Origin of the sequence: Enterococcus raffinosus, assembly GCF_001886185.1 — a bacterium.
GTDB lineage: Bacteria > Bacillota > Bacilli > Lactobacillales > Enterococcaceae > Enterococcus_A > Enterococcus_A raffinosus.
The window spans coordinates 1-23,072 of record NZ_JXLA01000011.1 but is presented as its reverse complement, the minus strand read 5'-3'; the positions used below and the strand labels follow the sequence as shown (position 1 = coordinate 23,072).

The following is a 23,072-nucleotide window of genomic DNA, read 5'->3' as shown; positions in this document are numbered from 1 at the left end:
TTTAAGAACTTGAAAAATGGAGTAAAATACTCCATTTTTTTTTGACTTAATTTTCATTATCTATTTTGTTTTATTTAAAAATTGATATAATGAGAGACGAACTGCGACTTTAAAATAGATAGTTCATTAAGAAATAGTCTATAGAAAGTTTTTTAGAGTCGAAATTCTCGCATCTTTCTAAAATATTCGATAAGATAACTTACATAAGGTAAGGAATGGAGCGAGGAGAATGACAAAAATCTATAATTCTATTTTGGATACAATTGGTGATACACCCATTGTAAAACTTAGAAACTTGCCATCAGAGGATATGGCACAAGTTTATGTTAAAGTAGAATCCTTTAATCCTGGAGGCAGTGTAAAAGATCGAATTGCCTTAAGAATGATCGAGGATGCAGAAAAAAGCGGTAAATTAAAAGATGGTATGACAATTATCGAGCCAACCTCTGGCAATACAGGCATCGGTTTAGCTATGGTTGGGGCAGCCAAGGGTTATCCAGTTATTTTAGTAATGCCAGAAACAATGAGTATCGAACGAAGAAAGCTAATGCAAGCTTATGGAGCTAAGCTAGTTCTAACACCTGGAACTGAGGGGATGAAGGGTGCAATCGCAAAAGCGAAGGAACTTGCTGAAGAAAATAATTGGTTTCTTCCTGCGCAATTCGATAATCCGTCAAATCCAAAAGTACATGAAGAAACAACGGCGAAAGAGATTGTAAATGCATTTGAAAAAAATGGATTAGATGCTTTTGTTGCCGGTGTAGGAACAGGTGGTACAATCACTGGTGTTGGAAATGAGCTTAAACGCATGTATACAGATATCAAGATTTATGCGGTAGAGCCCGAAGAATCACCAGTTTTAGAAGGTGGTCAGTCTGGACCACATAAAATCCAAGGAATTGGCGCTGGTTTCGTCCCAAGCATCTTAAACACGGAGATTTACGATCAAGTGTTACCTGTAAGCAGCAGTGAAGCTATGGAAACTGCTAGAGAAATCGCAAAAAAAGAAGGAATTCTTGTAGGAGTATCTTCAGGTGCGGCTTTATTTGTAGCAATAAAGGTAGCTAAAGAGATGAATCCTGATCAGAAAGTATTGGTTTTGTTACCAGACAATGGTGAGAGATACTTGTCTACTGAATTATTTCAATTTAACCAATAACTTTATGAAAAACATTAATTTTTGAATCCAACTAGTATTTCCCCTCAGATAATAGTATCATTTTAATATAGAATACAATTAGGAGGGGCTTATATGGTAAATGAGGCAGTCGATCGAGCGGTCAAAGAATTAAAGGCCGGCGGAGTCCGAATCACGCCACAACGTTATGCCATTTTAGAGTATTTGATCCAGTACCGTAATCATCCAACAGCTGATGAAATTTTTCGTTCACTAGAAAGCCGCTTCCCGAATATGAGCGTGGCTACTGTGTACAACAATTTGAGAAAATTCGTTGAGATCGGTATTGTCCAGGAGATGAATTATGGTGATGCGGCAAGTCGCTTTGATTTTACGAATCAGCAGCACTATCATGCAATCTGTACGGACTGCGGAAAAATCGTTGATTTCTTCTATCCAGGATTAGAAGATGTTGAAATGGCGTCTAGTAAACTGACAGGATATCAAATTAATAAACACCGCTTAGAAGTGTATGGTTTATGTCCAGATTGTCAAAAAAAAGCTGAGGAATAATTCCTCAGCTTTTTTATTTTCATTTAAGATAACAAAATTATTCATTTTAGCTAATGAGAAAAATCACATAAAATTATGATAACGTTTGCTTTATTTTTTCTTAAAAAAACTTTTTGAAGAGAATATAAAATACTAAAATGAAAAGATTCTTATCTAACAATGCTGTTTTATAAGCGTTATTAGATAATTTTTTTTCGTTTAATGAATGGTATTTCTAGATAAATGAGATATCAATAACACTTGAAGCTTGATCGTTGCTTCTAAAAAGTATTGTGATATATTAAACTTGTTTAGAAGTTAAAGAACTTCAATAATAATTCTTTAGGAGTGATTTACCATGAAAATTGGTGTAATTAAAGATCCAAAACAAGGTGAGGCACGTGTAGGCATGACACCAGAAAATGTAAAAATTTTAGTAGAAGCAGGAAACGAAGTTCTTGTTGATAATAATGCTGGTGCGGGTTCAGGCTTTACGAATGAACAATACGTTGAAGCAGGTGGTAAGATTGTAGATACAGATACCGCTTGGACTGCAGAATTGATTGTAAAAGTAAAAGAACCGATGGAAAGTGAATATCACTATTTCAAAAAAGGTCAAATTATCTGGGGCTTCTTACACTTAGCTGCAAATAAAGCTTGCGTTGAAAAAATGATGGAAGTCGGTGTGACTGCCTTATCAGGTGAAAATATCTCAATCAATGGTGTTCTAGAATTATTGAAACCAATGAGTGCTATTGCTGGGCGTCGCGCAGTCAATTTAGGGCAATATTATTTAGAAAAACAACACGGCGGCGAAGGAATTTTACTACCAGGAATCGACGGGGTTGAGGCTGGAACTGTTGTCATTTTAGGTGGAGGAAACGCTGCAGAAAATGCTGCAGATATGGCTGTTGGTATTGGTTGCCGCGTTGTCATTCTTGAGGTAAATGAAAATCGTATCAAACAATTACAAGATCGCTATAAAGAACATGATGTAGAAGTGATTGTTTCGAATACAGCAAACTTAGAAGAAAAAATCAAAGAGGCAGATGTTTTTATTTCAACAGTCTTAATTCCAGGCGCGAAACCACCGAAATTAGTGAAAGAATATATGGTTGAATCAATGAAACCAGGCTCAGTAATTGTTGATATTGCTATTGATCAAGGTGGAACTGTTGAAACAATAGACAAACCAACCAATCATGCAGACCCTGTCTTTATTAAACATAATGTTATTCACTATGCTGTACCAAATATGCCAGGGGCAACACCAAGAACAGCGACAATTGCTTTAGCAAAAGGAAACATCTCTTTCCTTAAAGACGTTAGCGTGAAAGGATTAGATGGGGCATTAAAATCTGATGACTCATTATTATCGGGTTTGAGTGTCTACAACGGAAAAGTTGTTTCTAAAGCTCTGGCTGATTCCATAGATGTTACTTATACAGAGGTAGGAGATGTTCTATAATGACAGACACAATGACAAAGTTACCTGTGTCAATTGAAGATATCCATGAGGCAAAAAATGTGGTCAAACAATATGGACGAGTGACACCGCTAATTCAGTCAATGTTCTTAACTGCGAAAACTGGTGGACAAGTATTTTTGAAATTGGAAAATATGCAGCTAACTGGTTCGTTTAAATTCCGTGGTGCATTCAATAAAATTGCTCACTTGACCCAAGAAGAAAAGGACAAAGGTGTTATTGCTGTATCTGCTGGCAATCATGCTCAAGGGGTTGCATTGACTTCTAAATTGTTAGGAATCAAGAGTACGATTGTAATGCCTGAAACGGCACCAAAAGCAAAAGTCGAAGCAACTGAAGGGTATGGCTCAAAAGTCATCCTTCATGGGGCTGGTTTTGATGATGCGAAAGCGTATTGCGAAAAAATCGTTGAGGAAACAGGGGTAACTTATATCCCGCCTTACGATGATGAATTTGTGATGGCTGGACAAGGGACGATCGGACTTGAAATCTTGGATTCAATTTGGGATGTTGATACTGTGATCGTACCTGTTGGTGGTGGCGGTTTAATCGCTGGAATTGCTGTCGCGATGAAAACATTTAATCCGAATATCAATATTATTGGGGTACAAGCGGATAATATTCATGGTATGACCGCCTCATTCCGTGCGGGACACAAAGTTGGCTATAAAAAAGCCGCAACAATCGCTGATGGATGTGCAGTGGAATTTCCAGGAAATCTGACGTTCGAGGTTGTTGAAGAATTAGTTGATGATATGGTGACGGTTTCTGAGCAAGAAATTGAATTAGCAATGAAAGACCTGATTCAACGAACAAAAATTGTAGTTGAAGGAGCTGGTGCATTAGCTACAGCTGCGATTCTTTCTGGTAAAGTTGATGACTATGTCAATGGTAAAAAAGTTGTTGCTGTCGTTTCAGGTGGTAATGTGGATCTGAACCGTATCACTGACGTTATTGGTCACTTCTCAGTAGCAAATGAATTAAAATAAGTTTAAAAAAATAAGTAACGGCGGATTGATATGCTTCCCTGACTAGGACAAAGAGATACAAAAATCCTAGTTAGGGTGAGCCCCTCAGTTTGCCGTTACTTTTTTGATTAAGCATCGTAATCTTTTTTGAACAGATAAATACCGCTCACAATCGAAACAATTAATGCAAGCAATACAACCATAATAGAGCCAATCTCTGAATCTTTCCATAGCAGACCCCCTGTATTGATTCCCCAGAGACTGAATATCAATGTTGGCAGCGCGAGCAATAAGGAAGCTGTATTCAAAAATTTCATCAGTTGATTCAAGCGATTATCCATCATGCTGTCAATCAGTCCGCTAATGGAGCCGAGCATTTCTCGATAGATTTGGACGGATGTGGTGGCTTGCTTTGTCTGCAATTCAATTTCAATTGCCAAATCACGGTCAGAAGAAACCAAGCTAGAGTCTAGCAAATGTGTAATTGTTCGACGCTGCTCTTTTAAAAGATTGTCAATATACACTAATCTTTTCTCTGTATCAGTAGCTTTCTCCAAAATATTTTTATTTGATCCATTTGATGTGCCTTGACTGATTTCCTCAATCATCTTTCTTTGTTTTCGCAAAAAAATAAGATAGTGTTCATTAATGATCTGTAAGGTATGTAAAATCAGTCCTGCTTTAGTAAAAATCTCAGATTCATAATTTTCTAGAACTTCATCAATTAACGGTTTTTCACAAACAGTGATCAGAACATCTGATGTAAGGAAGATAGAAACAGAAGAGGATAGAGATTCTGGGTCATCAATAGATTTGATATCAGTAAAAAGCATAAGACATAGCGGTTTTTTGTCTTCCGTTTGATATTTCTTAAAAAAAGAAACATTAGAATACTTTCTACCAAGAGAAAAGAAATTTTTAGGCAGCTCATAGACATTATGTAATTGTTCCTTCTCCTCGTCGGTCGGATTAGAAACAGATAACCAATTTCCGTTATGAGCATTTGCCTGTATGCCACCATTTGAAATAGAAAAGTACTTAATCAATGATAAGAACCTCCTTAAAGTATAAGTATTTTTCTTCAATCATCTCAAATTGCTAATTGATTGCCAATTATTTTGAATCGTTAAATTTGTTTAAGAGCTATTCTTTCTTAAATAATACAAGAAATTTTTATAAAAGTGAGACAATCATTTAATTCAGCTATTATTCTTCTCATTTGAAACAATTCTAGTTTACAGTGACTCTGTATCTGCTATAATAATCTTCATATTTCATAAACTTCAATGAAAATTTTCATTGGAAATAAGCTTATATATCGTCATAATATGGATGACAGTTTCTACCTTGTGCCGTAAACGCAGGACTATAAGCAAAAAACGTACGGTTACGTACCTTTTTTGCTTTGCAGATGAGGTGCGTTTTTTGTATTAATCAAAAAACGAAAAGAAATGAAAAGGAGAAAATTATCATGAAAGAATTGACAGATCGTATCAAAGACAATGGGCGTGTTTTAGGTGAAGGTGTGCTAAAAGTTGATGAGTTCATCACACATCAAGTAGATCCTGAATTAATGGACGCAATGGGCAAACGATTAGCCGAAGTATTTGCGGATAAAAAAATCACTAAAGTCGTAACAATTGAAGCTTCAGGAATTGCTCCTGCAGTATATGCTGCGCAAGCTTTAAAGGTGCCAATGATCTTTGCTCGTAAGTCAAAAAGCCTAACCATGGATGAAGAGCTATTGACCGCTTCTGTTTACTCCTTTACTAAACAAGTAACTAGTACGATTTCTATTTCTCGTAAATTCCTTTCTGCAGAGGACAATGTGTTATTAGTCGATGATTTTTTAGCGAACGGTCAAGCTGCTAAGGGATTAATTGAATTATGTCAGCAAGCTGGAGCCAATGTGGCAGGAATTGGAATTTTGATCGAGAAATCTTTCCAAGATGGCCGGCAATTAATTGAAGACATGAGTATTCCAGTTGTTTCCTTAGCCAGAATCTCTTCCTTACATGATGGTAAAGTAACGTTTATCGAGGAGGACGCATAGAGTGACAAGTGAAACAGGAAACGGAAAATCAGCAGTATTAGGATTGCAGCATCTTTTGGCGATGTATGCAGGAGCAGTGGCTGTGCCGCTTTTGATAGGTACAGGATTGGGATTCAATGAAGCACAAATGACTTATTTGATTTCCATTGATATCTTCATGTGCGGGATTGCAACTTTACTGCAATTGACGGTCAACAAATTTTTTGGAATTGGTTTGCCTGTTGTGTTAGGCTGTGCAATTCAAGCGGTCGCTCCATTGATTTTGATCGGACAAACGCACGGTGTCGGTACGGTATACGGATCGATTATTGCTGCGGGAATTTTTGTTGTATTGATTTCAGGTTTCTTTTCTAAGGTAGAAAAACTATTTCCGCCTATCGTGACAGGGACGGTTATTACAACTATCGGATTAACATTGATTCCGGTAGCTATTACTAAAATGGGCGGTGGAGACGCTGCAGCAAAAACGTTTGGTGATACGACAAATTTATTGCTAGCCTTTGTCACAATTCTATTGATTTTGGCAGTGCAAGTATTTGGCCGGGGATTTTTACGATCTATCGCTGTATTAGTTGGACTAGTTGGTGGCACGGTTCTCGCTGCACTATTAGGACAAGTTGATTTAGCGGCGATTGGGCATGCACCAATGTTCCATGTTCCTCAACCTTTTTATTTTGGCACACCAAAGTTTGAGCCTTTTTCTATTCTATTAATGATAATTATTTCTATCGTGAGCATGGTAGAATCAACTGGTGTATATTTTGCATTAGGTGATATTGTTGGAAAAAAAGTGCAGGAAGATGATTTAAAAAGAGGTTATCGTGCAGAAGGTTTGGCTGTTATTTTAGGTGGCTTATTCAATACATTTCCTTATACGGGATTTTCACAAAATGTTGGGCTTGTACAATTATCTGGAATTAAAACACGGCGTCCAATTTATTTTTCAGCATTCTTTTTGATTGTTTTAGGTCTTTTTCCGAAAGTAGGTGCTTTAGCCCAGATTATCCCTGAGCCTGTTTTAGGTGGCGGAATGTTAGTAATGTTCGGAATGGTCGCAGTACAAGGAATAAAGATGCTTTCGAAGGTTGATTTTAATGATGAAAAGAATTTATTGATTATTGCGATTTCAATTGGGTTTGGATTAGGTTTCAACACGATGCCAACGTTGTTTTCAAAATTACCAGAAACGGTTCAAATGTTTACTGGAAATGGGATTGTAATGAGCAGCTTATCAGCGATCATTTTAAATCTTTTGTTTCATGGATATAAAAAGGAAAAGAAGTAAAGGGTAAGCGCGGTATCAACCGCGTTTATTTTTTCTCGATAATAAACACGAACATTGGATTAAAAGTATCTTGTAATATTCGAATTTAACTTTGACTTACTAAAAGGGTATTGCTAAAATAAGTTTGAATTACGGTATTTGACTCAATAAATGAGTCGTTTTTCTTGAGAAAAAATGATTGTTCAATAGGAGAAAGGAGCAATTTATGAATCCAGAAGTTGCAGTTATTATGGGCAGTACGTCTGATTGGGAAACAATGAAGCACGCTTGTGAAAGTCTCGATGAAGTAGGGGTTACTTATGAAAAGCGAGTGGTTTCGGCCCATCGAACACCAGATTTAATGTTTGAATTTGCCGAAAAAGCTCGAGAAAGAGGAATTAAAGTAATTATCGCTGGTGCAGGTGGTGCCGCACATTTACCAGGAATGGTCGCAGCCAAAACGACGTTGCCGGTGATCGGAGTTCCTGTACAATCTAGGACCTTAAATGGGTTAGATTCTTTATTATCAATCGTACAAATGCCAGGAGGTGTTCCAGTTGCAACGACAGCTATCGGAAAAGCTGGTGCAATAAACGCTGGACTACTTGCGGCACAGATGCTTTCAATGTATGATAAAAAAGTAGCTGAACGCTTGGAAGAAAAGCGTCAGCAAATGACACAATCTGTATTGGAAAGTAGTGAACAACTTGGTTAAATCGTTACAACCAGGCTCTACGATAGGTATCGTAGGCGGAGGACAATTAGGCCGTATGATGGCTATCAGTGCAAAGGAAATGGGTTTTCGTACAGGTGTGATCGATCCGACTGAAGACTGTCCAGCTGCGCAAGTTTCGGATTGGCATATCGTTGCTGATTATGATGATCAAATGGCTTTGGAAGAAATGGCTCGCAGATCACAGGTAATCACTTACGAATTTGAGAACGTAGATGTTGATACCATTAATCACATTCAGCATTTTGCTAATATTCCTCAAGGCACAGATCTTTTGGCGATTAGTCAGGATCGCTTGATGGAAAAATCTTTCTTAGAAAACAATAATATCGTGATTGCTCCATATGCGACAATCATTAGTCCAACAGATATCCAAGATGCTATCGAAGGCATCGGCTATCCCTGTGTGTTGAAAACAACTCGCGGTGGGTACGATGGACACGGTCAATATGTATTGAAAAGCACCGCTGATTTGGCACCATCAATGAATTTGTTACGTCAAGGTACTTGTGTTTTAGAAGCATGGATTCCTTTTGAAAAAGAATTATCTGTTCAAGTAGCTGGTAATAATATTGGTGACTATGTCACATTTCCAGTAGTGGAAAATGTTCATCGGAATAATATATTGCATGAGACAATCGCGCCGGCAGGAATTGATTCAGCTGTTGCAAAGGAAGCTGCTCGTATTGCGAAAGTAATTGCACAAGGCGTGGACTTGGTAGGGACACTCTGTGTAGAATTTTTCCTGACAAAATCAGGGGCATTGTACGTAAACGAAATTGCACCACGCCCGCATAATTCTGGACATTATACGATTGAAGCCTGCACGATGAGTCAATTTGATGCTCATATCCGCGGGATTTGCGGCTGGCCTTTAAGTGAACCAAAATTATTATCGAATGCTGTAATGGTAAATGTTTTAGGTGAGAATTTACTGAAAACCTATGAATTGATCGACTTATGGCCAGACTGGCATTTCCATTATTATGGGAAAGCAATGCCAAAAAAAGGACGCAAGATGGGACATGTAACTATTCTGACTGAAAGCATTCAACGTACATTGGACGACATTAAAAAAACTGAAACATGGGATTAATAATGTAAAAAAAATGTCAATACATTAAACATGACAAGGAGATAATCATGATACCTCGATATACAAGAGCAGAAATGGGAAATATTTGGAGCGATGAAAATCGTTATAAGGCTTGGTTAGAAGTTGAAATTTTAGCGGATGAAGCTTGGGCTGAACTTGGTGAAATTCCTAAAGAAGATGTAGAAAAGATTCGTGCAAATGCAGGGTTTGATATTGATCGTATTTTAGAAATTGAACAATCAACAAAGCATGATGTCGTAGCTTTCACCCGTGCAGTTTCCGAAACCTTAGGAGAAGAGCGAAAATGGGTTCATTATGGATTGACGAGTACAGACGTTGTTGATACTGCTTATGGTTATTTGTACAAACAGGCTAATGATATTTTACGCCAAGATTTGCAAGACTTTTTAGTAATTGTTGGAGAAAAGGCGAAAGAACATAAAAATACAGTGATGATGGGAAGAACCCACGGTGTTCATGCTGAACCAACAACTTTTGGGTTGAAGTTGGCTACCTGGTATTCGGAAATGAAGCGAAATATCGAGCGTTTTGAACATGCAGCTAAAGGGGTTGAAGCAGGAAAAATTTCAGGAGCGGTAGGTACATTTGCGAATATTCCTCCGTTTGTTGAAGAATTTGTCTGCGAGAAGTTAGGCATTCGTCCACAGGAAGTTTCAACGCAAGTATTGCCTAGGGATCTTCATGCGGAATACTTCTCAAGTCTAGCATTGATTGCTACTTCAATCGAACGCTTCGCTACTGAGATTCGAGGATTGCAAAAATCTGAAACGCGTGAAGTTGAAGAATTTTTCGCGAAAGGTCAAAAAGGTTCTTCTGCGATGCCTCACAAGCGAAACCCAATCGGTTCTGAAAATATGACTGGATTGGCTCGCGTAGTCCGTGGTCATCTCATTACCGCTTTTGAAGATGTGGCGCTATGGCATGAGCGTGATATATCTCACTCGTCAGCCGAGCGAATTATTACACCAGATACTACTATTTTGGTTGATTATATGTTGCATCGCTTCGGAAACATCGTCAAGAATTTGACAGTTTTCCCAGAAAATATGAAACGAAACATGCAGGCTACTTTTGGATTAATTTATAGTCAACGTGTAATGCTAAAATTGATTGATAAAGGTATGACGCGGGAAGAGGCCTATGATTTAGTTCAACCGAAAACAGCGTATGCTTGGGATCATCAGACTCAATTCCGTCCGTTGCTTGAAGAAGATGAAAAAATTACTAACGTTTTGTCGGAAGCAGACTTAGACGATGCTTTCGATTATAACTATCACTTAAAAAACGTGGATAAAGTATTTGAACGTGTAGGAATCAAATAAAAGAAACCTCTTGCTAATAGCAAGAGGTTTTTACGTGTTTAGGCATAGGAATAGGCATCTACGAAGCAGCTTTCATGTAGCTGTTCCAATAAGCAACTGATTAATCGATAATCATAATTCACAGAATTTAATAAAATTTCAATTCGATAGGAATTTTTTAAGAATGAGTGATCTTTGAATTGCCGAATAATCAAGCTATCTTGTACTTTATTCGAAAAATGTAAAGATTGCATAGCTTGAGATTGTCTTGGATGCAAAAGTTTTTTTAGATTACGGTAGGAATAAAAGCTTGTATCACGATTAAGATTGTGAGTCGCATCTAACCCCAACAAGGCATTCAATAAGTGCTGTTTATCTGATTCTTTCATTGAATTAAGAAATTTCTGAGCTGCTGCCGGCGCATCTAACATAGTGAATTCCCCCATATATTTCGTTCGAATTAAATATAGCACCATTTTCACAAAATGTAAACGCTGTCTTTGAGTGGAGCGATTATCCTGTGTTTACGGAATGTTATAAACACGAACAATAGAATAATTGTTTCACTATAATATACGATAAAATATTGAAATATCCTTTTTCTGTTGTTACACTAAAGATGAATTTGATTAACGAACGATTATTGCGATATGTTTTAGAATGTTCATAAAAAAGGAGCGCTATTACGTGAAAAAAGGAACTTTATTGTATGAAGGAAAAGCAAAACAATTGTTTGAAACAGATGATCCAGAGGTCATCTGGGTAGAATATCTGAATCAAGCGACCGCTCTAAATGGTGCGAAGAAAGATCAAATAAGCGGTAAAGGCGAACTAAATAATCAAATTACTGGTTTGATTTTTAATTTTTTAAAAAGTAAAAATATCAAAAACCACTTTATTAAACAGCTTTCGGAAACTGAGCAATTGATTCAAGCGGTGGATATCATTCCTTTAGAAGTAGTAGTACGCAATGTTGCAGCAGGGAGTTTCTCAAAACGATTAGCTATTCCAGAAGGAGTGCAGTTGAATAAGCCAATTGTTGAATTTTATTACAAGAATGACGAGTTAGATGATCCAATGATTGTAGACGATCACATTCTTTTTTTAGAACTTGCGACAACTGAAGAGATTAAACAATTGCGACAAATGGCTCTGGAAGTAGACCAAGCGTTAATCGAATTGTTTAACTCGATGGATATTACATTGATTGATTTCAAACTTGAATTTGGACGTAAAAAGGATGGAACCATTCTACTAGCAGATGAGGTATCGCCGGATACGTGTCGCTTATGGGACAAAAAAACGAAGGAACATTTAGACAAAGATATTTATCGTCGTGACTTAGGAGACATTATTCCAGTATACCAAGAAGTATTAAATAGATTAGAAAAGCGAGGAGAATAAGGATGTATTTTGTAAAAGTTTATGTAACGTATAAGGACTCTGTGTTGGACCCACAAGGGGAAGCTGTGAAGGGTGCTGTTCACCGTCTAGGCTATGATGAGATCGAAGATGTTCGAATCGGTAAATATTTTGAGATCAAAGTTGCTAAAAGTGATCGGCCGGTTGAGGAAATGATCGAAGAAGTGTGTGATAAATTATTGGCTAACGTCAATATGGAAACCTATAGATATGAAATTTCAACATCGGAGGAAGTTTAACATGAAATTTGCGGTCATTGTTTTTCCTGGCTCAAATTGCGATTTAGATATGTACTGGGCGATGAAAGAAATCATGGGTGCTGATTGTGAGTATGTTCGCTATGACGCGGCCAGTTTAGATGGTTTTGATGGTGTCCTGCTTCCAGGAGGCTTCTCTTATGGAGATTACTTACGCTGTGGTGCGATTGCTCGTTTTGCCAATATTATGGACGAGGTTATTCGATTCGCTGAAGAAGGAAAACCAGTTTTTGGTACGTGTAACGGGTTCCAAATTTTGACAGAAGCAGGCTTATTACCTGGAGCTTTACGTCGGAATGACTCACTGAAATTTATTAGCAAAATTACGCCATTAAAAGTTGTGAATAACCAAACAAAATTTACTTCAGAATACAAAAAAGATGAAGAGATTCAAATTCCTGTGGCTCACGGTGAAGGAAACTACTATTGTGATGAGAAAACGTTAGCTGAGTTGAAGGCTAACAATCAGATCGTCTTTACCTACGAAGGTGAAAACATCAACGGTAGTGTGGAAAGTATCGCGGGAATTACAAACAAGGCTGGAAATGTCCTAGGTATGATGCCACATCCAGAACGAGCAATGGAGAAATTGCTTGGTTCAGACGATGGAAAGAATTTTTTCGCTTCGATTTTAACTAATTTTGGAAAGGTGACTGCAAACTAATGATGAAATTAGAACCGACAGCTCAAGAGATTAAAGATCAGCGTATATATGCTGGATGGGGTTTGACTGATGATGAATACCGATTAATTTCAGAAGATATTCTTGGTCGGCTTCCAAACTATACAGAAACTGGTCTTTTCTCAGTTATGTGGAGTGAACACTGTTCTTACAAAAATTCAAAACCAGTGTTACGTAAATTCCCTTCAGACGGACCGCAAGTGTTGCAAGGACCAGGAGAAGGTGCAGGGATCGTCGACATTGGAGACGGGCAAGCAGTGGTTTTCAAAGCAGAAAGCCATAATCACCCATCAGCAGTTGAGCCATATGAAGGTGCCGCAACAGGAGTTGGCGGAATTATTAGGGATATCTTCAGTATGGGGGCTCGCCCAATTGCTATTTTAGATTCGCTTCGTTTTGGCGAATTGAATACACCTCGTACAAAATACTTGTTAGAAGAAATTGTTGCTGGAATCAGCGGATATGGAAACTGTATTGGAATTCCGACAGTTGGTGGAGAAGTAGCCTTCGATCCTTGTTATGAAGGAAATCCATTGGTTAATGCTATGTGTGTCGGTTTAATAGATCATAAAGACATTCAAAAAGGTCAGGCGAAAGGCGTCGGCAACTCAATCATGTACGTCGGTGCAAAAACAGGACGTGATGGGATTCATGGAGCGACCTTTGCCTCTGAAGAATTTGTGGAAGGTGAAGAGCAACAGCGGTCTGCCGTTCAAGTTGGTGATCCGTTTATGGAAAAATTACTTTTGGAGGCCTGTCTGGAATTAATTTTAGAACACTCTGATATTTTGGTCGGTATTCAGGATATGGGGGCAGCTGGATTGGTTTCATCAAGTTCTGAGATGGCTTCTAAGGCAGGATCAGGATTGAAACTTTATCTAGATGATGTGCCGCAGCGTGAAACGAATATGACTCCGTACGAAATGATGTTGTCTGAATCACAAGAGCGTATGTTGATCTGTGTTGAGCAAGGTCACGAGGCAGAGGTTGTAGAATTATTTAAACGCTATGAGTTAGATGCAGTAACAATCGGCGAGGTAACCGATGATGGGATGTATCGCTTGTATCATCATGGTGAAGAAGTAGCAAACTTGCCGGTAGACGCATTGGCTGAAGACGCCCCTGTTTACGAGAATGAGAAGAAAGAACCTGCTCGCATACAAGAATTTGCTGACATGGACGATTTCAAGCCTGAAGTTAAGGATGCTACAGAGACATTATTGGGGTTGTTGCAGCAGCCGACAATTGCTTCTAAAAGAATGATATATGAAACATACGACTCTCAAGTTCGTACAAACACTGTTGTCCGACCTGGAAGCGACGCAGCAGTCATGCGTGTTCGTGGAACCAACAAAGCATTAGCGATGACAACGGACTGTAATGCACGATACCTGTATTTAAACCCAGAAGTTGGCGGACAAATTGCGGTTGCCGAAGCGGCACGAAATATTGTTGCCTCTGGTGGACAACCCTTAGCAATCACAGACTGCTTAAATTATGGTTCTCCGGAAAAACCTGAAGGCTTCTGGGAACTATGGACATCAGCAGATGGTATTTCTGAAGCATGTCGTACATTGAATACACCAGTTATTTCTGGAAATGTTTCTATGTACAATGAAACAAATGGAAAAGCAATTTATCCAACACCGATGATTGGAATGGTTGGACTAATTGAAGATCTGTCACATATCACTACACAAGAGTTTAAACAAGCTGGTGATTTGATTTATGTTATCGGTGAAACAAACGCTGACTTTAATGGCACAGAGATTCAAAAAATGCAAAAGGGTCTAGTAGAAGGATCGTTAATGGACTTTGATTTAAGCGTTGAAAAAGAAAATCAAGAGTTGGTTCTTTCCGCCATCAAAGCTGGATTAGTAGCAAGCGCCCACGATTGTGCTGAAGGGGGCTTAGCAGTTGCTATTGCCGAAGCGGCCTTTAACAATCAATTAGGTGTTGAAGTAACTATCGCTATGCCGGTTGAAAATCTTTTTGCTGAGACACAATCACGTTTTGTTTTATCTATAAAACCTGAAAATCAGGCAGCATTTGAAGCTTTAGCGGGCAACAAGGCGGTAAACATTGGAGAAACAACTAGCACGGGCGAACTTGTGATCACGGCTAACGGTGGTGTGATCAAAGTAGCAGTCAGTAAGGCAGAAGAATTATGGGAGGAAGCCATTCCATGTCTAATGAAGTAAAAAGTTTAAATGAAGAATGTGGCGTATTTGGTATCTGGGGACACCCAGATGCTGCTCGCGTCACTTATTTTGGCTTGCATAGTTTGCAGCACCGTGGACAAGAAGGTGCTGGAATTGTCAGTAATGATGGTGGAAATTTAATCAGTACTCGTGGATTAGGACTATTATCAGAAGTCTTTAAGGATGAACGTCAATTGAACCAATTGACGGGACAGACAGCAATCGGGCATGTACGTTATGCAACAGCTGGGACAAGCAGTGTTGATAATATTCAACCTTTTCTATTCAATTTTTACGATGGAGATTTCGCTTTAGCTCACAATGGGAATTTAACAAATGCGAAAAGCTTGCGAAAAGAATTGGAAATTGATGGTGCAATTTTCCATTCTAATTCGGACACTGAAATTCTGATGCATTTAATTCGGCGCAGTCAAAAAGATACTTTGTGCGACCGGATGAAGGAAGCCTTGAACACAGTAAAAGGCGGTTTTGCATATTTGATGCTAACAGAAGAATCAATGGTTGCGGCTCTCGACCCGAATGGATTTCGGCCGTTATCAATTGGGCAAATGGTTAACGGTGCATATGTTGTAGCTTCTGAAACATGTGCCTTGGAAGTTGTCGGTGCAACATTCATTCAAGATGTAAACCCTGGAGAAATCATTACCATTAATGATGATGGCTTGAAGGTAGAACGGTTTACTGATGATACGCAACATGCAATTTGTTCAATGGAATACATTTATTTTGCACGACCAGACTCGAATATTGCAGGTGTGAATGTTCATAGTGCTCGAAAAAACATGGGACGGATTTTGTCACAAGAAGCTGCTATTGATGCAGATATGGTAGTAGGGGTTCCAAACTCTTCGTTATCAGCAGCAAGCGGTTATGCTGAAGAATCAGGGATTCCTTATGAAATGGGTCTGGTTAAAAATCAATATGTTGCCCGAACCTTCATTCAACCAACGCAGGAATTACGGGAGCAGGGTGTACGCATGAAACTTTCTGCAGTACGTGGTGTAGTAGAAGGAAAGCGAGTGATTATGGTAGATGATTCCATCGTTCGAGGAACGACAAGTCGTCGAATTGTAAATCTTCTAAAAGAAGCAGGCGCGAAGGAAGTTCATGTGAGGATCGCTTCACCTCCTTTGAGATATCCATGTTTTTACGGGATCGATATCCAAACACGAAAAGAATTGATTGCAGCCAATCATTCAATCGAAGAAATTCGAGAGATGATCGGAGCAGACTCACTATCCTTTCTGAGCGAAGATGGGCTAATTCATGCGATTGGGTTAGATTTTGATGCCCCATACTCTGGGCTCTGTATGGCATACTTTAATGGTGATTATCCAACACCTTTATATGACTATGAAGCCCATTATCAAGCAACTTTAAAAGAGAAAACGTCGTTCTATTAAAAGATGTCATGCTTACTTTTCACAGTTAGCAAGGCGAGAAGGGTAAAATCCTCCATGGAAATTTAATAGAACAAATTGTCTGATTAAGAGGAACGTATAGTTTTGTTTAGTCAAAGAATACTTAATCACGAATAAGGAGAGAATCAAGTGGGAAACGCATATTCCAAAGCTGGCGTCGATGTGGAAGCTGGTTATGAAGTAGTTGAGCGCATCAAGAAACATGTAAAAAGAACAGAACGTTTAGGTGTCATGGGAGCAATCGGCGGATTTGGCGGCTGTTTCGATTTAAGTCAATTTCAATTGAAGGAACCTGTTTTAGTTTCCGGAACGGATGGTGTTGGAACAAAATTAATGGTTGCTATCCAAGCGGATAAACATGACACGATCGGGATTGATTGTGTCGCGATGTGTGTGAACGACATTGTAGCACAAGGTGCAGAACCCCTTTACTTTTTGGATTACATTGCAACTGGAAAAAATGTACCAGCTCGTTTAGAGCAAGTTGTAGCTGGCGTAGCAGAAGGATGTGTTCAAGCGGGAGCAGCTTTGATTGGCGGAGAGACCGCGGAAATGCCTGGAATGTACGGTGAAGAGGATTATGATTTAGCAGGATTTACAGTTGGTATCGCTGAGAAAAGTCAAATGATCACGGGCGAGAAAATTCAAGCAGGAGATGTTTTAATAGGATTGCCTTCATCAGGTATCCATTCAAACGGGTATTCTCTTGTTCGGAAAATTTTCTTTGAAAATCATCAATTCTCCATAGATGAAAAATTGCCTGAATTGGTTGATTCATTAGGTAATGAAATTCTGACTCCTACGAAAATTTATGTCGAAGCTGTTATGCCTTTAGTAAAACAGGGATTAATCAATGGTATTGCTCACGTAACTGGTGGGGGATTTGTTGAAAATTTGCCAAGAATGTTACCGGAAACGTTAGCTTGTGAAATTAAACTAGGTTCATGGCCGATCTTGCCGATTTTCGATGCATTGGCTAAATATGGTGAAATACCTGAAATGGAAATGTATGAGATTTTTAATATGGGAATCGGAATGGTTTTAGCCGTTTCACCAGATAAAGTTACAGAGTTGCAGAGCGATTTACAGAAGCGCAACGAAACATCATATATTATTGGTGAAGTGACAGAAAAATACGAATCATCGATTGTTTTCAAAGGGGAGAAGGCATGAAAATAGCTGTTTTGGCTTCGGGAAACGGATCAAACTTTGAGGTAATCGCTCAGGCAATCAAGGATAAAAAAATTGCGGCGGAGTTGGTTCTATTATTTTCGGATCACCATGATGCTTACGTGCTTGAGCGAGGAAAAAAGTTTGACATACCTTGTGAAAGTTTTGAGCTGAAGGAGTTTTCTGATAAACAGAGCTACGAGGATGCACTGTTGGATTTACTAACAGAATACAATGTTGAGCTTGTTGTATTGGCAGGTTATATGCGTATCATTGGTAAAAATCTGTTGGCAGCTTTTCCTAATCGGATTGTGAATATTCATCCAGCCCTGTTACCTAACTTTCCTGGGCTACATGGAATCAAAGATGCCTATGAAGCCGGAGTAAAAGAAACGGGTGTAACGATTCATTATGTCGATAGTGGCGTAGACACTGGTCCTATCATTGCTCAAGGTAGAGTCGAAGTTTCAGATGAAGACAGTCTAAGTGATCTAGAAACGAAGATCCATCAAATCGAACATCAGCTTTATCCTGAGGTTTTAGCAAAGATTGTAAAAGAAAACAGCTGAAAATACAGACAAAAAGGTAGTTTTGTTTAAAAAATATAATTATAGGGAGAGTCATAATGACTAGAGCATTAATTAGTGTTTCAGATAAAACTGGAGTTGTAGAGTTTACTAAAGGTTTAATTGCGGCGGGAGTTGAAATTATCTCTACTGGTGGAACTAAAAAAGTTTTAGATGAAGCTGGTATTCCAACGTTAAGTATTGATGAAGTGACAGGTTTTCCAGAGATGATGGATGGTCGGGTAAAGACCTTGCATCCAAAAATTCATGGTGGATTGTTGGGAAGACGCGATTTAGCAAGTCACATGGAAGCAATGACAGAGCATGATATTCAGCCAATCGATTATGTTTGTGTGAATCTGTATCCATTTAAGGAGACAATTTCAAAGTCAGACGTAACGGAAGAAGACGCGATCGAAAATATTGATATTGGTGGTCCAAGTATGTTGCGTTCGGCTGCAAAGAATTTCAGTTCAGTCACTGTGGTAGTTGATCCTAAAGATTACGCACTTGTCTTAGCGGAAGTGAAAAGCAGCCAAGCTACTTCGTTAGAGACCCGTAAACGTTTGGCGGCGAAAGTGTTTCGTCATACCGCAGCTTATGATGCACTGATTGCTGATTACTTAACAGAGAAAGTCAGCGAGCTCGAGCCAGAGAAATTAACGTTGACGTATGACCTAAAACAAACGTTACGTTATGGAGAAAATAGTCATCAAACGGCAGCTTTCTATCAAAGTGCGTTGCCTGTTTCCTACTCGATTGCTAGTGCTCAACAACTTCACGGTAAAGAGCTGTCATACAACAACATTAAGGATGCTGATGCAGCAATTCGTATTGCTCGCGAATTCACTGAGCCGACAGTTGTAGCATTAAAGCATATGAATCCATGTGGTATAGGGAGTGGCCGTACTATCGCTGAGGCGTATCAATTTGCTTATGAAGCAGACCCCACATCAATTTTTGGTGGTATTTTAGTCGCAAATCGGGAGATTGATCTGGAGACAGCAGAAGAGATGCATAAACTATTTTTAGAAATTATTATCGCGCCAAGCTTCAACAAAGAGGCCTTTGAAGTGTTATCAGGGAAGAAAAACCTACGACTGATGACATTAGATTTTGCGAATCAAAGAAACAATCAACCAGAAGTCGTTTCTGTTTTAGGGGGACTATTAGTACAGGATCAAGATGTTATTGAAGAGATTCCCGAAGAATGGGAAGTTGCGACAGATCGTAAGCCGACAAATGAAGAATTAAAAGCTTTAGCCTTCGCTTGGAAAGCAGTAAAGCATGTAAAATCAAATGCGATTGTAGTTGCGAATGCACATCAAACAGTTGGCGTTGGAGCTGGACAAATGAATAGAGTCGGTTCAGTCAAAATCGCACTAGATGAGGCTAAGGGACGAATGGATGGTGCAGTTTTAGCTAGTGATGCTTATTTCCCAATGGATGATAGCGTGGAATATGCTGCTCAGCATGGAATCAAGGCAATTGTTCAGCCTGGCGGAAGTATTCGTGACAAAGATTCGATTGCGATGGCAAATAAATATGGTGTAGCAATGGTCTTTACAGGCGTTCGTCATTTTAGACATTAATTTGAGGAGGATTCAATGAAGATATTAATTATTGGCAGCGGTGGACGAGAACACGCGATCGCAAGAAAGATATTGAACAGCCCGAAAGTGACGGAGGTTTACTGTGCGAAAGGAAATCCAGGCATGTTAAGCGATGGTATCCAAGTAGTGAATATCGCTGAAGATGATCATGAGGGATTGATTTCTTATGTTAAAGAAAAAAACATCGCTTGGACGTTTGTTGGACCTGAAATCCCACTGTTAAATGGGATTGTTGATGATTTTCAAGCAGCGGGACTAAAGATTTTTGGACCTAACAAGGCGGCGGCGATGATTGAAGGGTCAAAGGAATTCGCCAAGAAGATAATGGTGGACAATGCGATTCCAACTGCTGATTATGAAGCTTTCACAAATTATGAGGCAGCTTGTGCATATGTAAAAGAAAAAGGAGCGCCTATCGTCATCAAAGCAGATGGTTTAGCGGCTGGCAAAGGCGTGACCGTCGCAATGACTTTAGAGGAAGCATTGCAAGCATTAAAAGAAATGATGACGGATCATCGCTTTGGGAAGAGCGGTGACAAGGTCGTTGTAGAGGAGTTTCTGGAAGGACAAGAATTTTCTTTGCTTGCTTTTGTGAGAAATGAGAATGTTTATCCAATGGTAATTGCTCAAGACCATAAACGCGCATTTGACGAAGACAAGGGACCAAATACTGGTGGTATGGGAGCCTACTCGCCAGTACCTCAGATACCAGAAGAAATGGTGGATGCTGCGGTGGAAAGAATACTGAAACCAGCAGCTTCAGGAATGATGAAAAATGATACACCTTTTACTGGAATCTTGTATGCAGGATTAATAGCTACCAACACAGGTCCAAAAGTCATTGAGTTTAATGCTCGCTTTGGGGACCCTGAAACGCAAGTCGTTTTACCACGTTTGACTAGTGATCTTGCAGAAATAATTGATGATCTGTTAAATAATAAAGAACCAGAATTGACATGGAGTAATCAAGCTTCAGTAGGAGTAGTTTTAGCGGCGGAGGGTTATCCTAATGATTACAAAAAGGGAATGTCTGTTCCTGAATTTAATGATCAAGTGACTGTATATTTTGCAGGAGTAACAGACGATCAGGGAACCATACGCGCATCAGGCGGACGTGTACTTTTAGTTGAGGCTGAGTCGGATTCAATAGAGTCTGCTCAAGCTAAAGTGTATGAAGCTTTAGAAGAGGTGAATACTACAGACTACTTCTATCGTAAGGATATCGGTGCAAAATCAATAAAATAAAGCTAGTTTCGTTTGTAAATCAGACTGTAGACAGAAGCCATTTTATCGTGGATGTCTGCAGTCTTTTTTTGCTCAAATTGCCTCGAGATTTAAAAAATGACAGAGTTAATTAAAAGTGGTAAACTTAATATGAAAAAAACGTTAAAAAAAAACGTGAATTTGAAGAAAAACAAAAAGTATTTGACTCATACAAATAGTTGCGCAAAGTAAAACTATTTTTATTTTCATAGTGTATTGATATCGAAAGAGGCGAGGACCATGGAAAGAAAACGATCCAAAACGAATGGTGAGAAGCAAGAGTTGCAGACGATCTTATCAGGATTACCTAATTCTCAGTATTTGAAAATATTGTTGGCTCAACTTATGAGGCATTATGATCCTAAAATCAAATATATTTTCCAGAAACAGACTGGATGGCAGCTAGTTATTGAACAATACGATGGATTACTTTGTCGCATCAAAATCCATAAGAGTTACTTTTCAGTTATTACTCCTTTCCCAGAGTTCGGAATAAGTTATTTGACCCCTATGGTAAAAGTAATGTCAGATGAGTTCAAAGTAAAATTTGAAGATGTTTCAAAAAAAACTCAACAAATCGAAATGAAAGTTACTAATGAGGAGGAAATGGAGGACGTTATTTTTTTAATTAGTCTTCAGGCCAAAAAATTAAGGAATGCTTTAGTGTGAAAAGTTAATGTTCGTGTTTTTTGAGACGAAATTTAAAATCAGCTTGCTTTTTAAGTGAATATGTTGTAAATTACATAGGGCGATAACGCTCTATGTTTTTTTATTAGTTCTACTTTTTGTAGTCTGAATAGTATAAAAACAAATTAAAATGAGATAGCGATCTTATTCATTGGAGGCCATTATGAAAGTATTTGATTATGAAGATATTCAGCTGATTCCTAATAAGTGTATTGTTAATAGTCGTTCAGAGTGTGACACGACTGTTCAATTAGGAAAGTTTAGTTTTAAGATGCCCGTTGTACCAGCCAATATGCAAACGATTATTGATGAAAGTATTGCGGAATTTTTGGCAGAAAATGGTTACTTCTATATTATGCATCGTTTTTATGAGGACCAACGAATTCCATTCATAAAGAAAATGCAATCTCGTGGTTTATTTACATCTATTAGTGTCGGTGTAAAAGGATATGAATATGATTTTGTAAAACAATTAGCAGAAGAAAAATTAAACCCGGACTATATTACCATTGATATTGCCCATGGACATTCTGATCCGGTGATTAATATGATCAAACATATAAAAAAATATTTACCAGAAACATTTGTAATTGCTGGGAATGTTGGTACACCAGAAGCAGTAAGGGAATTAGAAAATGCTGGGGCAGATGCTACCAAGCTTGGGATTGGGCCAGGTAAGGTATGTATTACTAAAATCAAAACAGGTTTTGGCACTGGCGGTTGGCAATTAGCGGCACTGAGTTGGTGTGCAAAAGCGGCACGTAAACCAATTATTGCAGATGGTGGTATTCGTACTCATGGAGACATCGCAAAATCCATTCGATTCGGAGCTACGATGGTTATGATTGGCTCCCTTTTTGCTGGACACGAGGAATCACCAGGGGAAACAATGGTCGAAGATGGAGTTGTTTATAAAGAGTACTTCGGAAGTGCTTCTGAGTTCCAAAAAGGTGAAAAGAAGAATGTAGAAGGAAAGAAAATCTGGATTCCTTATAAAGGTTCTTTAAAAGACACTCTTATTGAAATGCAGCAAGATTTGCAATCATCGATTTCTTACGCGGGTGGGAATGATTTAGAGGCGCTGCAAAAAGTTGATTATGTAGTTGTTAAGAACTCGATTTTCAACGGGGATACGATTTAATATTATTTGGCTCTTCGTCAACTAGTGTTGGTGAAGA

General features: G+C 38.6%; 22 protein-coding genes and 1 riboswitch. Of the genes, 20 read left to right on the top strand and 2 right to left on the bottom strand.

What is annotated here, in order from left to right; translation table 11 throughout:
• The first annotated feature begins 229 nt into the window (after positions 1 to 229).
• From cysK to tdcB, 4 genes are all read left to right on the top strand, one after another.
• A complete protein-coding gene (gene cysK / locus RV13_RS07515; protein WP_010744955.1) occupies positions 230 to 1,159 on the top strand; it encodes a cysteine synthase A in 930 nt (309 codons plus the stop codon).
• Between the two features lie 93 nt (positions 1,160 to 1,252).
• Positions 1,253 to 1,690, top strand: a complete 438-nt coding sequence (locus tag RV13_RS07510; protein ID WP_010744954.1) for a Fur family transcriptional regulator — start codon at positions 1,253 to 1,255, stop codon at positions 1,688 to 1,690.
• A gap of 337 nt (positions 1,691 to 2,027) precedes the next feature.
• Positions 2,028 to 3,137: an alanine dehydrogenase gene (ald, locus tag RV13_RS07505; RefSeq protein WP_010744953.1), complete on the top strand. Its 1,110-nt coding sequence runs from the start codon at positions 2,028 to 2,030 to the stop codon at positions 3,135 to 3,137.
• A complete protein-coding gene (gene tdcB / locus RV13_RS07500; protein ID WP_010744952.1) occupies positions 3,137 to 4,144 on the top strand; it encodes a bifunctional threonine ammonia-lyase/L-serine ammonia-lyase TdcB in 1,008 nt (335 codons plus the stop codon). Before ald ends, tdcB begins: the two co-directional genes overlap by 1 nt.
• Positions 4,145 to 4,251: 107 nt before the next feature.
• Here the strand turns inward: tdcB and RV13_RS07495 are convergent, their stop codons facing one another.
• Positions 4,252 to 5,169, bottom strand: coding sequence for a magnesium transporter CorA family protein (locus tag RV13_RS07495; RefSeq protein ID WP_060789466.1), 918 nt, complete (start codon positions 5,167 to 5,169; stop codon positions 4,252 to 4,254).
• Positions 5,170 to 5,414: 245 nt separating this feature from the next.
• Positions 5,415 to 5,512: riboswitch (purine riboswitch) on the top strand.
• An 82-nt stretch (positions 5,513 to 5,594) separates the two neighbouring features.
• On the opposite strand from RV13_RS07495, the gene RV13_RS07490 reads away from it, so the two are divergent.
• The 5 genes from RV13_RS07490 (at position 5,595) to purB (ending at position 10,612) form a co-directional block, all read left to right on the top strand.
• Positions 5,595 to 6,176, top strand: coding sequence for a xanthine phosphoribosyltransferase (locus tag RV13_RS07490; RefSeq protein ID WP_010744950.1), 582 nt, complete (start codon positions 5,595 to 5,597; stop codon positions 6,174 to 6,176).
• A gap of 1 nt (position 6,177) precedes the next feature.
• Positions 6,178 to 7,461 carry a nucleobase:cation symporter-2 family protein gene (locus RV13_RS07485; protein ID WP_010744949.1) on the top strand — a complete coding sequence of 428 codons (1,284 nt, stop codon included), beginning with the start codon at positions 6,178 to 6,180 and terminating at the stop codon, positions 7,459 to 7,461.
• Between the two features lie 205 nt (positions 7,462 to 7,666).
• Positions 7,667 to 8,155, top strand: coding sequence for a 5-(carboxyamino)imidazole ribonucleotide mutase (gene purE / locus RV13_RS07480; RefSeq protein WP_010744948.1), 489 nt, complete (start codon positions 7,667 to 7,669; stop codon positions 8,153 to 8,155).
• Positions 8,148 to 9,269 (top strand): 5-(carboxyamino)imidazole ribonucleotide synthase, encoded by a 1,122-nt coding sequence (gene purK, locus RV13_RS07475; RefSeq protein WP_174520516.1) that lies wholly within the window; start codon positions 8,148 to 8,150, stop codon positions 9,267 to 9,269. The genes purE and purK overlap by 8 nt, the downstream gene beginning before the upstream one ends.
• Positions 9,270 to 9,316: 47 nt before the next feature.
• The gene (purB, locus tag RV13_RS07470) at positions 9,317 to 10,612 is read left to right on the top strand and encodes an adenylosuccinate lyase (protein WP_010744946.1); all 1,296 of its coding nucleotides are present in this window, start codon (positions 9,317 to 9,319) and stop codon (positions 10,610 to 10,612) included.
• 38 nt (positions 10,613 to 10,650) lie between these two features.
• Here the strand turns inward: purB and RV13_RS07465 are convergent, their stop codons facing one another.
• The gene (locus tag RV13_RS07465; protein ID WP_010744945.1) at positions 10,651 to 11,022 is read right to left on the bottom strand and encodes a hypothetical protein; all 372 of its coding nucleotides are present in this window, start codon (positions 11,020 to 11,022) and stop codon (positions 10,651 to 10,653) included.
• A gap of 256 nt (positions 11,023 to 11,278) precedes the next feature.
• Between RV13_RS07465 and purC the strand changes: the two genes are divergently transcribed.
• The 11 genes from purC to guaC all read left to right on the top strand — a co-directional run bounded on the left by purC (position 11,279) and on the right by guaC (position 23,035).
• Complete coding sequence (gene purC, locus RV13_RS07460; RefSeq protein WP_010744944.1) at positions 11,279 to 11,995, top strand: phosphoribosylaminoimidazolesuccinocarboxamide synthase; 717 nt, start codon at positions 11,279 to 11,281, stop codon at positions 11,993 to 11,995.
• A gap of 2 nt (positions 11,996 to 11,997) precedes the next feature.
• Positions 11,998 to 12,252, top strand: a complete 255-nt coding sequence (gene purS / locus RV13_RS07455) for a phosphoribosylformylglycinamidine synthase subunit PurS (protein ID WP_010744943.1) — start codon at positions 11,998 to 12,000, stop codon at positions 12,250 to 12,252.
• Position 12,253: 1 nt separating this feature from the next.
• The gene (gene purQ, locus RV13_RS07450) at positions 12,254 to 12,934 is read left to right on the top strand and encodes a phosphoribosylformylglycinamidine synthase subunit PurQ (RefSeq protein ID WP_010744942.1); all 681 of its coding nucleotides are present in this window, start codon (positions 12,254 to 12,256) and stop codon (positions 12,932 to 12,934) included.
• Positions 12,934 to 15,153, top strand: a complete 2,220-nt coding sequence (gene purL, locus RV13_RS07445) for a phosphoribosylformylglycinamidine synthase subunit PurL (RefSeq protein ID WP_010744941.1) — start codon at positions 12,934 to 12,936, stop codon at positions 15,151 to 15,153. The genes purQ and purL overlap by 1 nt, the downstream gene beginning before the upstream one ends.
• On the top strand, positions 15,138 to 16,577 hold the full coding sequence (gene purF / locus RV13_RS07440; RefSeq protein ID WP_010744940.1) for an amidophosphoribosyltransferase: 1,440 nt from the start codon (positions 15,138 to 15,140) through the stop codon (positions 16,575 to 16,577). The genes purL and purF overlap by 16 nt, the downstream gene beginning before the upstream one ends.
• A gap of 147 nt (positions 16,578 to 16,724) precedes the next feature.
• A complete protein-coding gene (gene purM, locus RV13_RS07435; protein ID WP_010744939.1) occupies positions 16,725 to 17,768 on the top strand; it encodes a phosphoribosylformylglycinamidine cyclo-ligase in 1,044 nt (347 codons plus the stop codon).
• Positions 17,765 to 18,334 carry a phosphoribosylglycinamide formyltransferase gene (gene purN, locus RV13_RS07430; protein ID WP_010744938.1) on the top strand — a complete coding sequence of 190 codons (570 nt, stop codon included), beginning with the start codon at positions 17,765 to 17,767 and terminating at the stop codon, positions 18,332 to 18,334. Before purM ends, purN begins: the two co-directional genes overlap by 4 nt.
• Positions 18,335 to 18,390: 56 nt before the next feature.
• The gene (gene purH / locus RV13_RS07425) at positions 18,391 to 19,923 is read left to right on the top strand and encodes a bifunctional phosphoribosylaminoimidazolecarboxamide formyltransferase/IMP cyclohydrolase (protein WP_028021348.1); all 1,533 of its coding nucleotides are present in this window, start codon (positions 18,391 to 18,393) and stop codon (positions 19,921 to 19,923) included.
• Between the two features lie 15 nt (positions 19,924 to 19,938).
• The gene (gene purD / locus RV13_RS07420; RefSeq protein ID WP_010744936.1) at positions 19,939 to 21,189 is read left to right on the top strand and encodes a phosphoribosylamine--glycine ligase; all 1,251 of its coding nucleotides are present in this window, start codon (positions 19,939 to 19,941) and stop codon (positions 21,187 to 21,189) included.
• Between the two features lie 258 nt (positions 21,190 to 21,447).
• Positions 21,448 to 21,876 carry a DUF3788 family protein gene (locus RV13_RS07415; RefSeq protein ID WP_010744935.1) on the top strand — a complete coding sequence of 143 codons (429 nt, stop codon included), beginning with the start codon at positions 21,448 to 21,450 and terminating at the stop codon, positions 21,874 to 21,876.
• Positions 21,877 to 22,057: 181 nt separating this feature from the next.
• Positions 22,058 to 23,035 (top strand): GMP reductase, encoded by a 978-nt coding sequence (gene guaC / locus RV13_RS07410; RefSeq protein ID WP_010744934.1) that lies wholly within the window; start codon positions 22,058 to 22,060, stop codon positions 23,033 to 23,035.
• Positions 23,036 to 23,072 lie beyond the last annotated feature (37 nt).

Excerpts from the sequence above, each read along its gene's own strand:
- purN (WP_010744938.1), top strand. The coding sequence starts at position 17,765 with ATGAAAATAGCTGTTTTGGCTTCGGGAAACGGATCAAACTTTGAGGTA.
- ald (WP_010744953.1), top strand. The coding sequence starts at position 2,028 with ATGAAAATTGGTGTAATTAAAGATCCAAAACAAGGTGAGGCACGTGTA.
- purB (WP_010744946.1), top strand. The coding sequence starts at position 9,317 with ATGATACCTCGATATACAAGAGCAGAAATGGGAAATATTTGGAGCGAT.
- RV13_RS07465 (WP_010744945.1), bottom strand. The coding sequence starts at position 11,022 with ATGTTAGATGCGCCGGCAGCAGCTCAGAAATTTCTTAATTCAATGAAA.
- purF (WP_010744940.1), top strand. The coding sequence starts at position 15,138 with ATGTCTAATGAAGTAAAAAGTTTAAATGAAGAATGTGGCGTATTTGGT.
- purD (WP_010744936.1), top strand. The coding sequence starts at position 19,939 with ATGAAGATATTAATTATTGGCAGCGGTGGACGAGAACACGCGATCGCA.
- RV13_RS07490 (WP_010744950.1), top strand. The coding sequence starts at position 5,595 with ATGAAAGAATTGACAGATCGTATCAAAGACAATGGGCGTGTTTTAGGT.
- tdcB (WP_010744952.1), top strand. The coding sequence starts at position 3,137 with ATGACAGACACAATGACAAAGTTACCTGTGTCAATTGAAGATATCCAT.
- cysK (WP_010744955.1), top strand. The coding sequence starts at position 230 with ATGACAAAAATCTATAATTCTATTTTGGATACAATTGGTGATACACCC.
- purE (WP_010744948.1), top strand. The coding sequence starts at position 7,667 with ATGAATCCAGAAGTTGCAGTTATTATGGGCAGTACGTCTGATTGGGAA.
- purL (WP_010744941.1), top strand. The coding sequence starts at position 12,934 with ATGATGAAATTAGAACCGACAGCTCAAGAGATTAAAGATCAGCGTATA.
- RV13_RS07510 (WP_010744954.1), top strand. The coding sequence starts at position 1,253 with ATGGTAAATGAGGCAGTCGATCGAGCGGTCAAAGAATTAAAGGCCGGC.
- guaC (WP_010744934.1), top strand. The coding sequence starts at position 22,058 with ATGAAAGTATTTGATTATGAAGATATTCAGCTGATTCCTAATAAGTGT.
- purQ (WP_010744942.1), top strand. The coding sequence starts at position 12,254 with ATGAAATTTGCGGTCATTGTTTTTCCTGGCTCAAATTGCGATTTAGAT.
- purH (WP_028021348.1), top strand. The coding sequence starts at position 18,391 with ATGACTAGAGCATTAATTAGTGTTTCAGATAAAACTGGAGTTGTAGAG.
- RV13_RS07415 (WP_010744935.1), top strand. The coding sequence starts at position 21,448 with ATGGAAAGAAAACGATCCAAAACGAATGGTGAGAAGCAAGAGTTGCAG.
- purS (WP_010744943.1), top strand. The coding sequence starts at position 11,998 with ATGTATTTTGTAAAAGTTTATGTAACGTATAAGGACTCTGTGTTGGAC.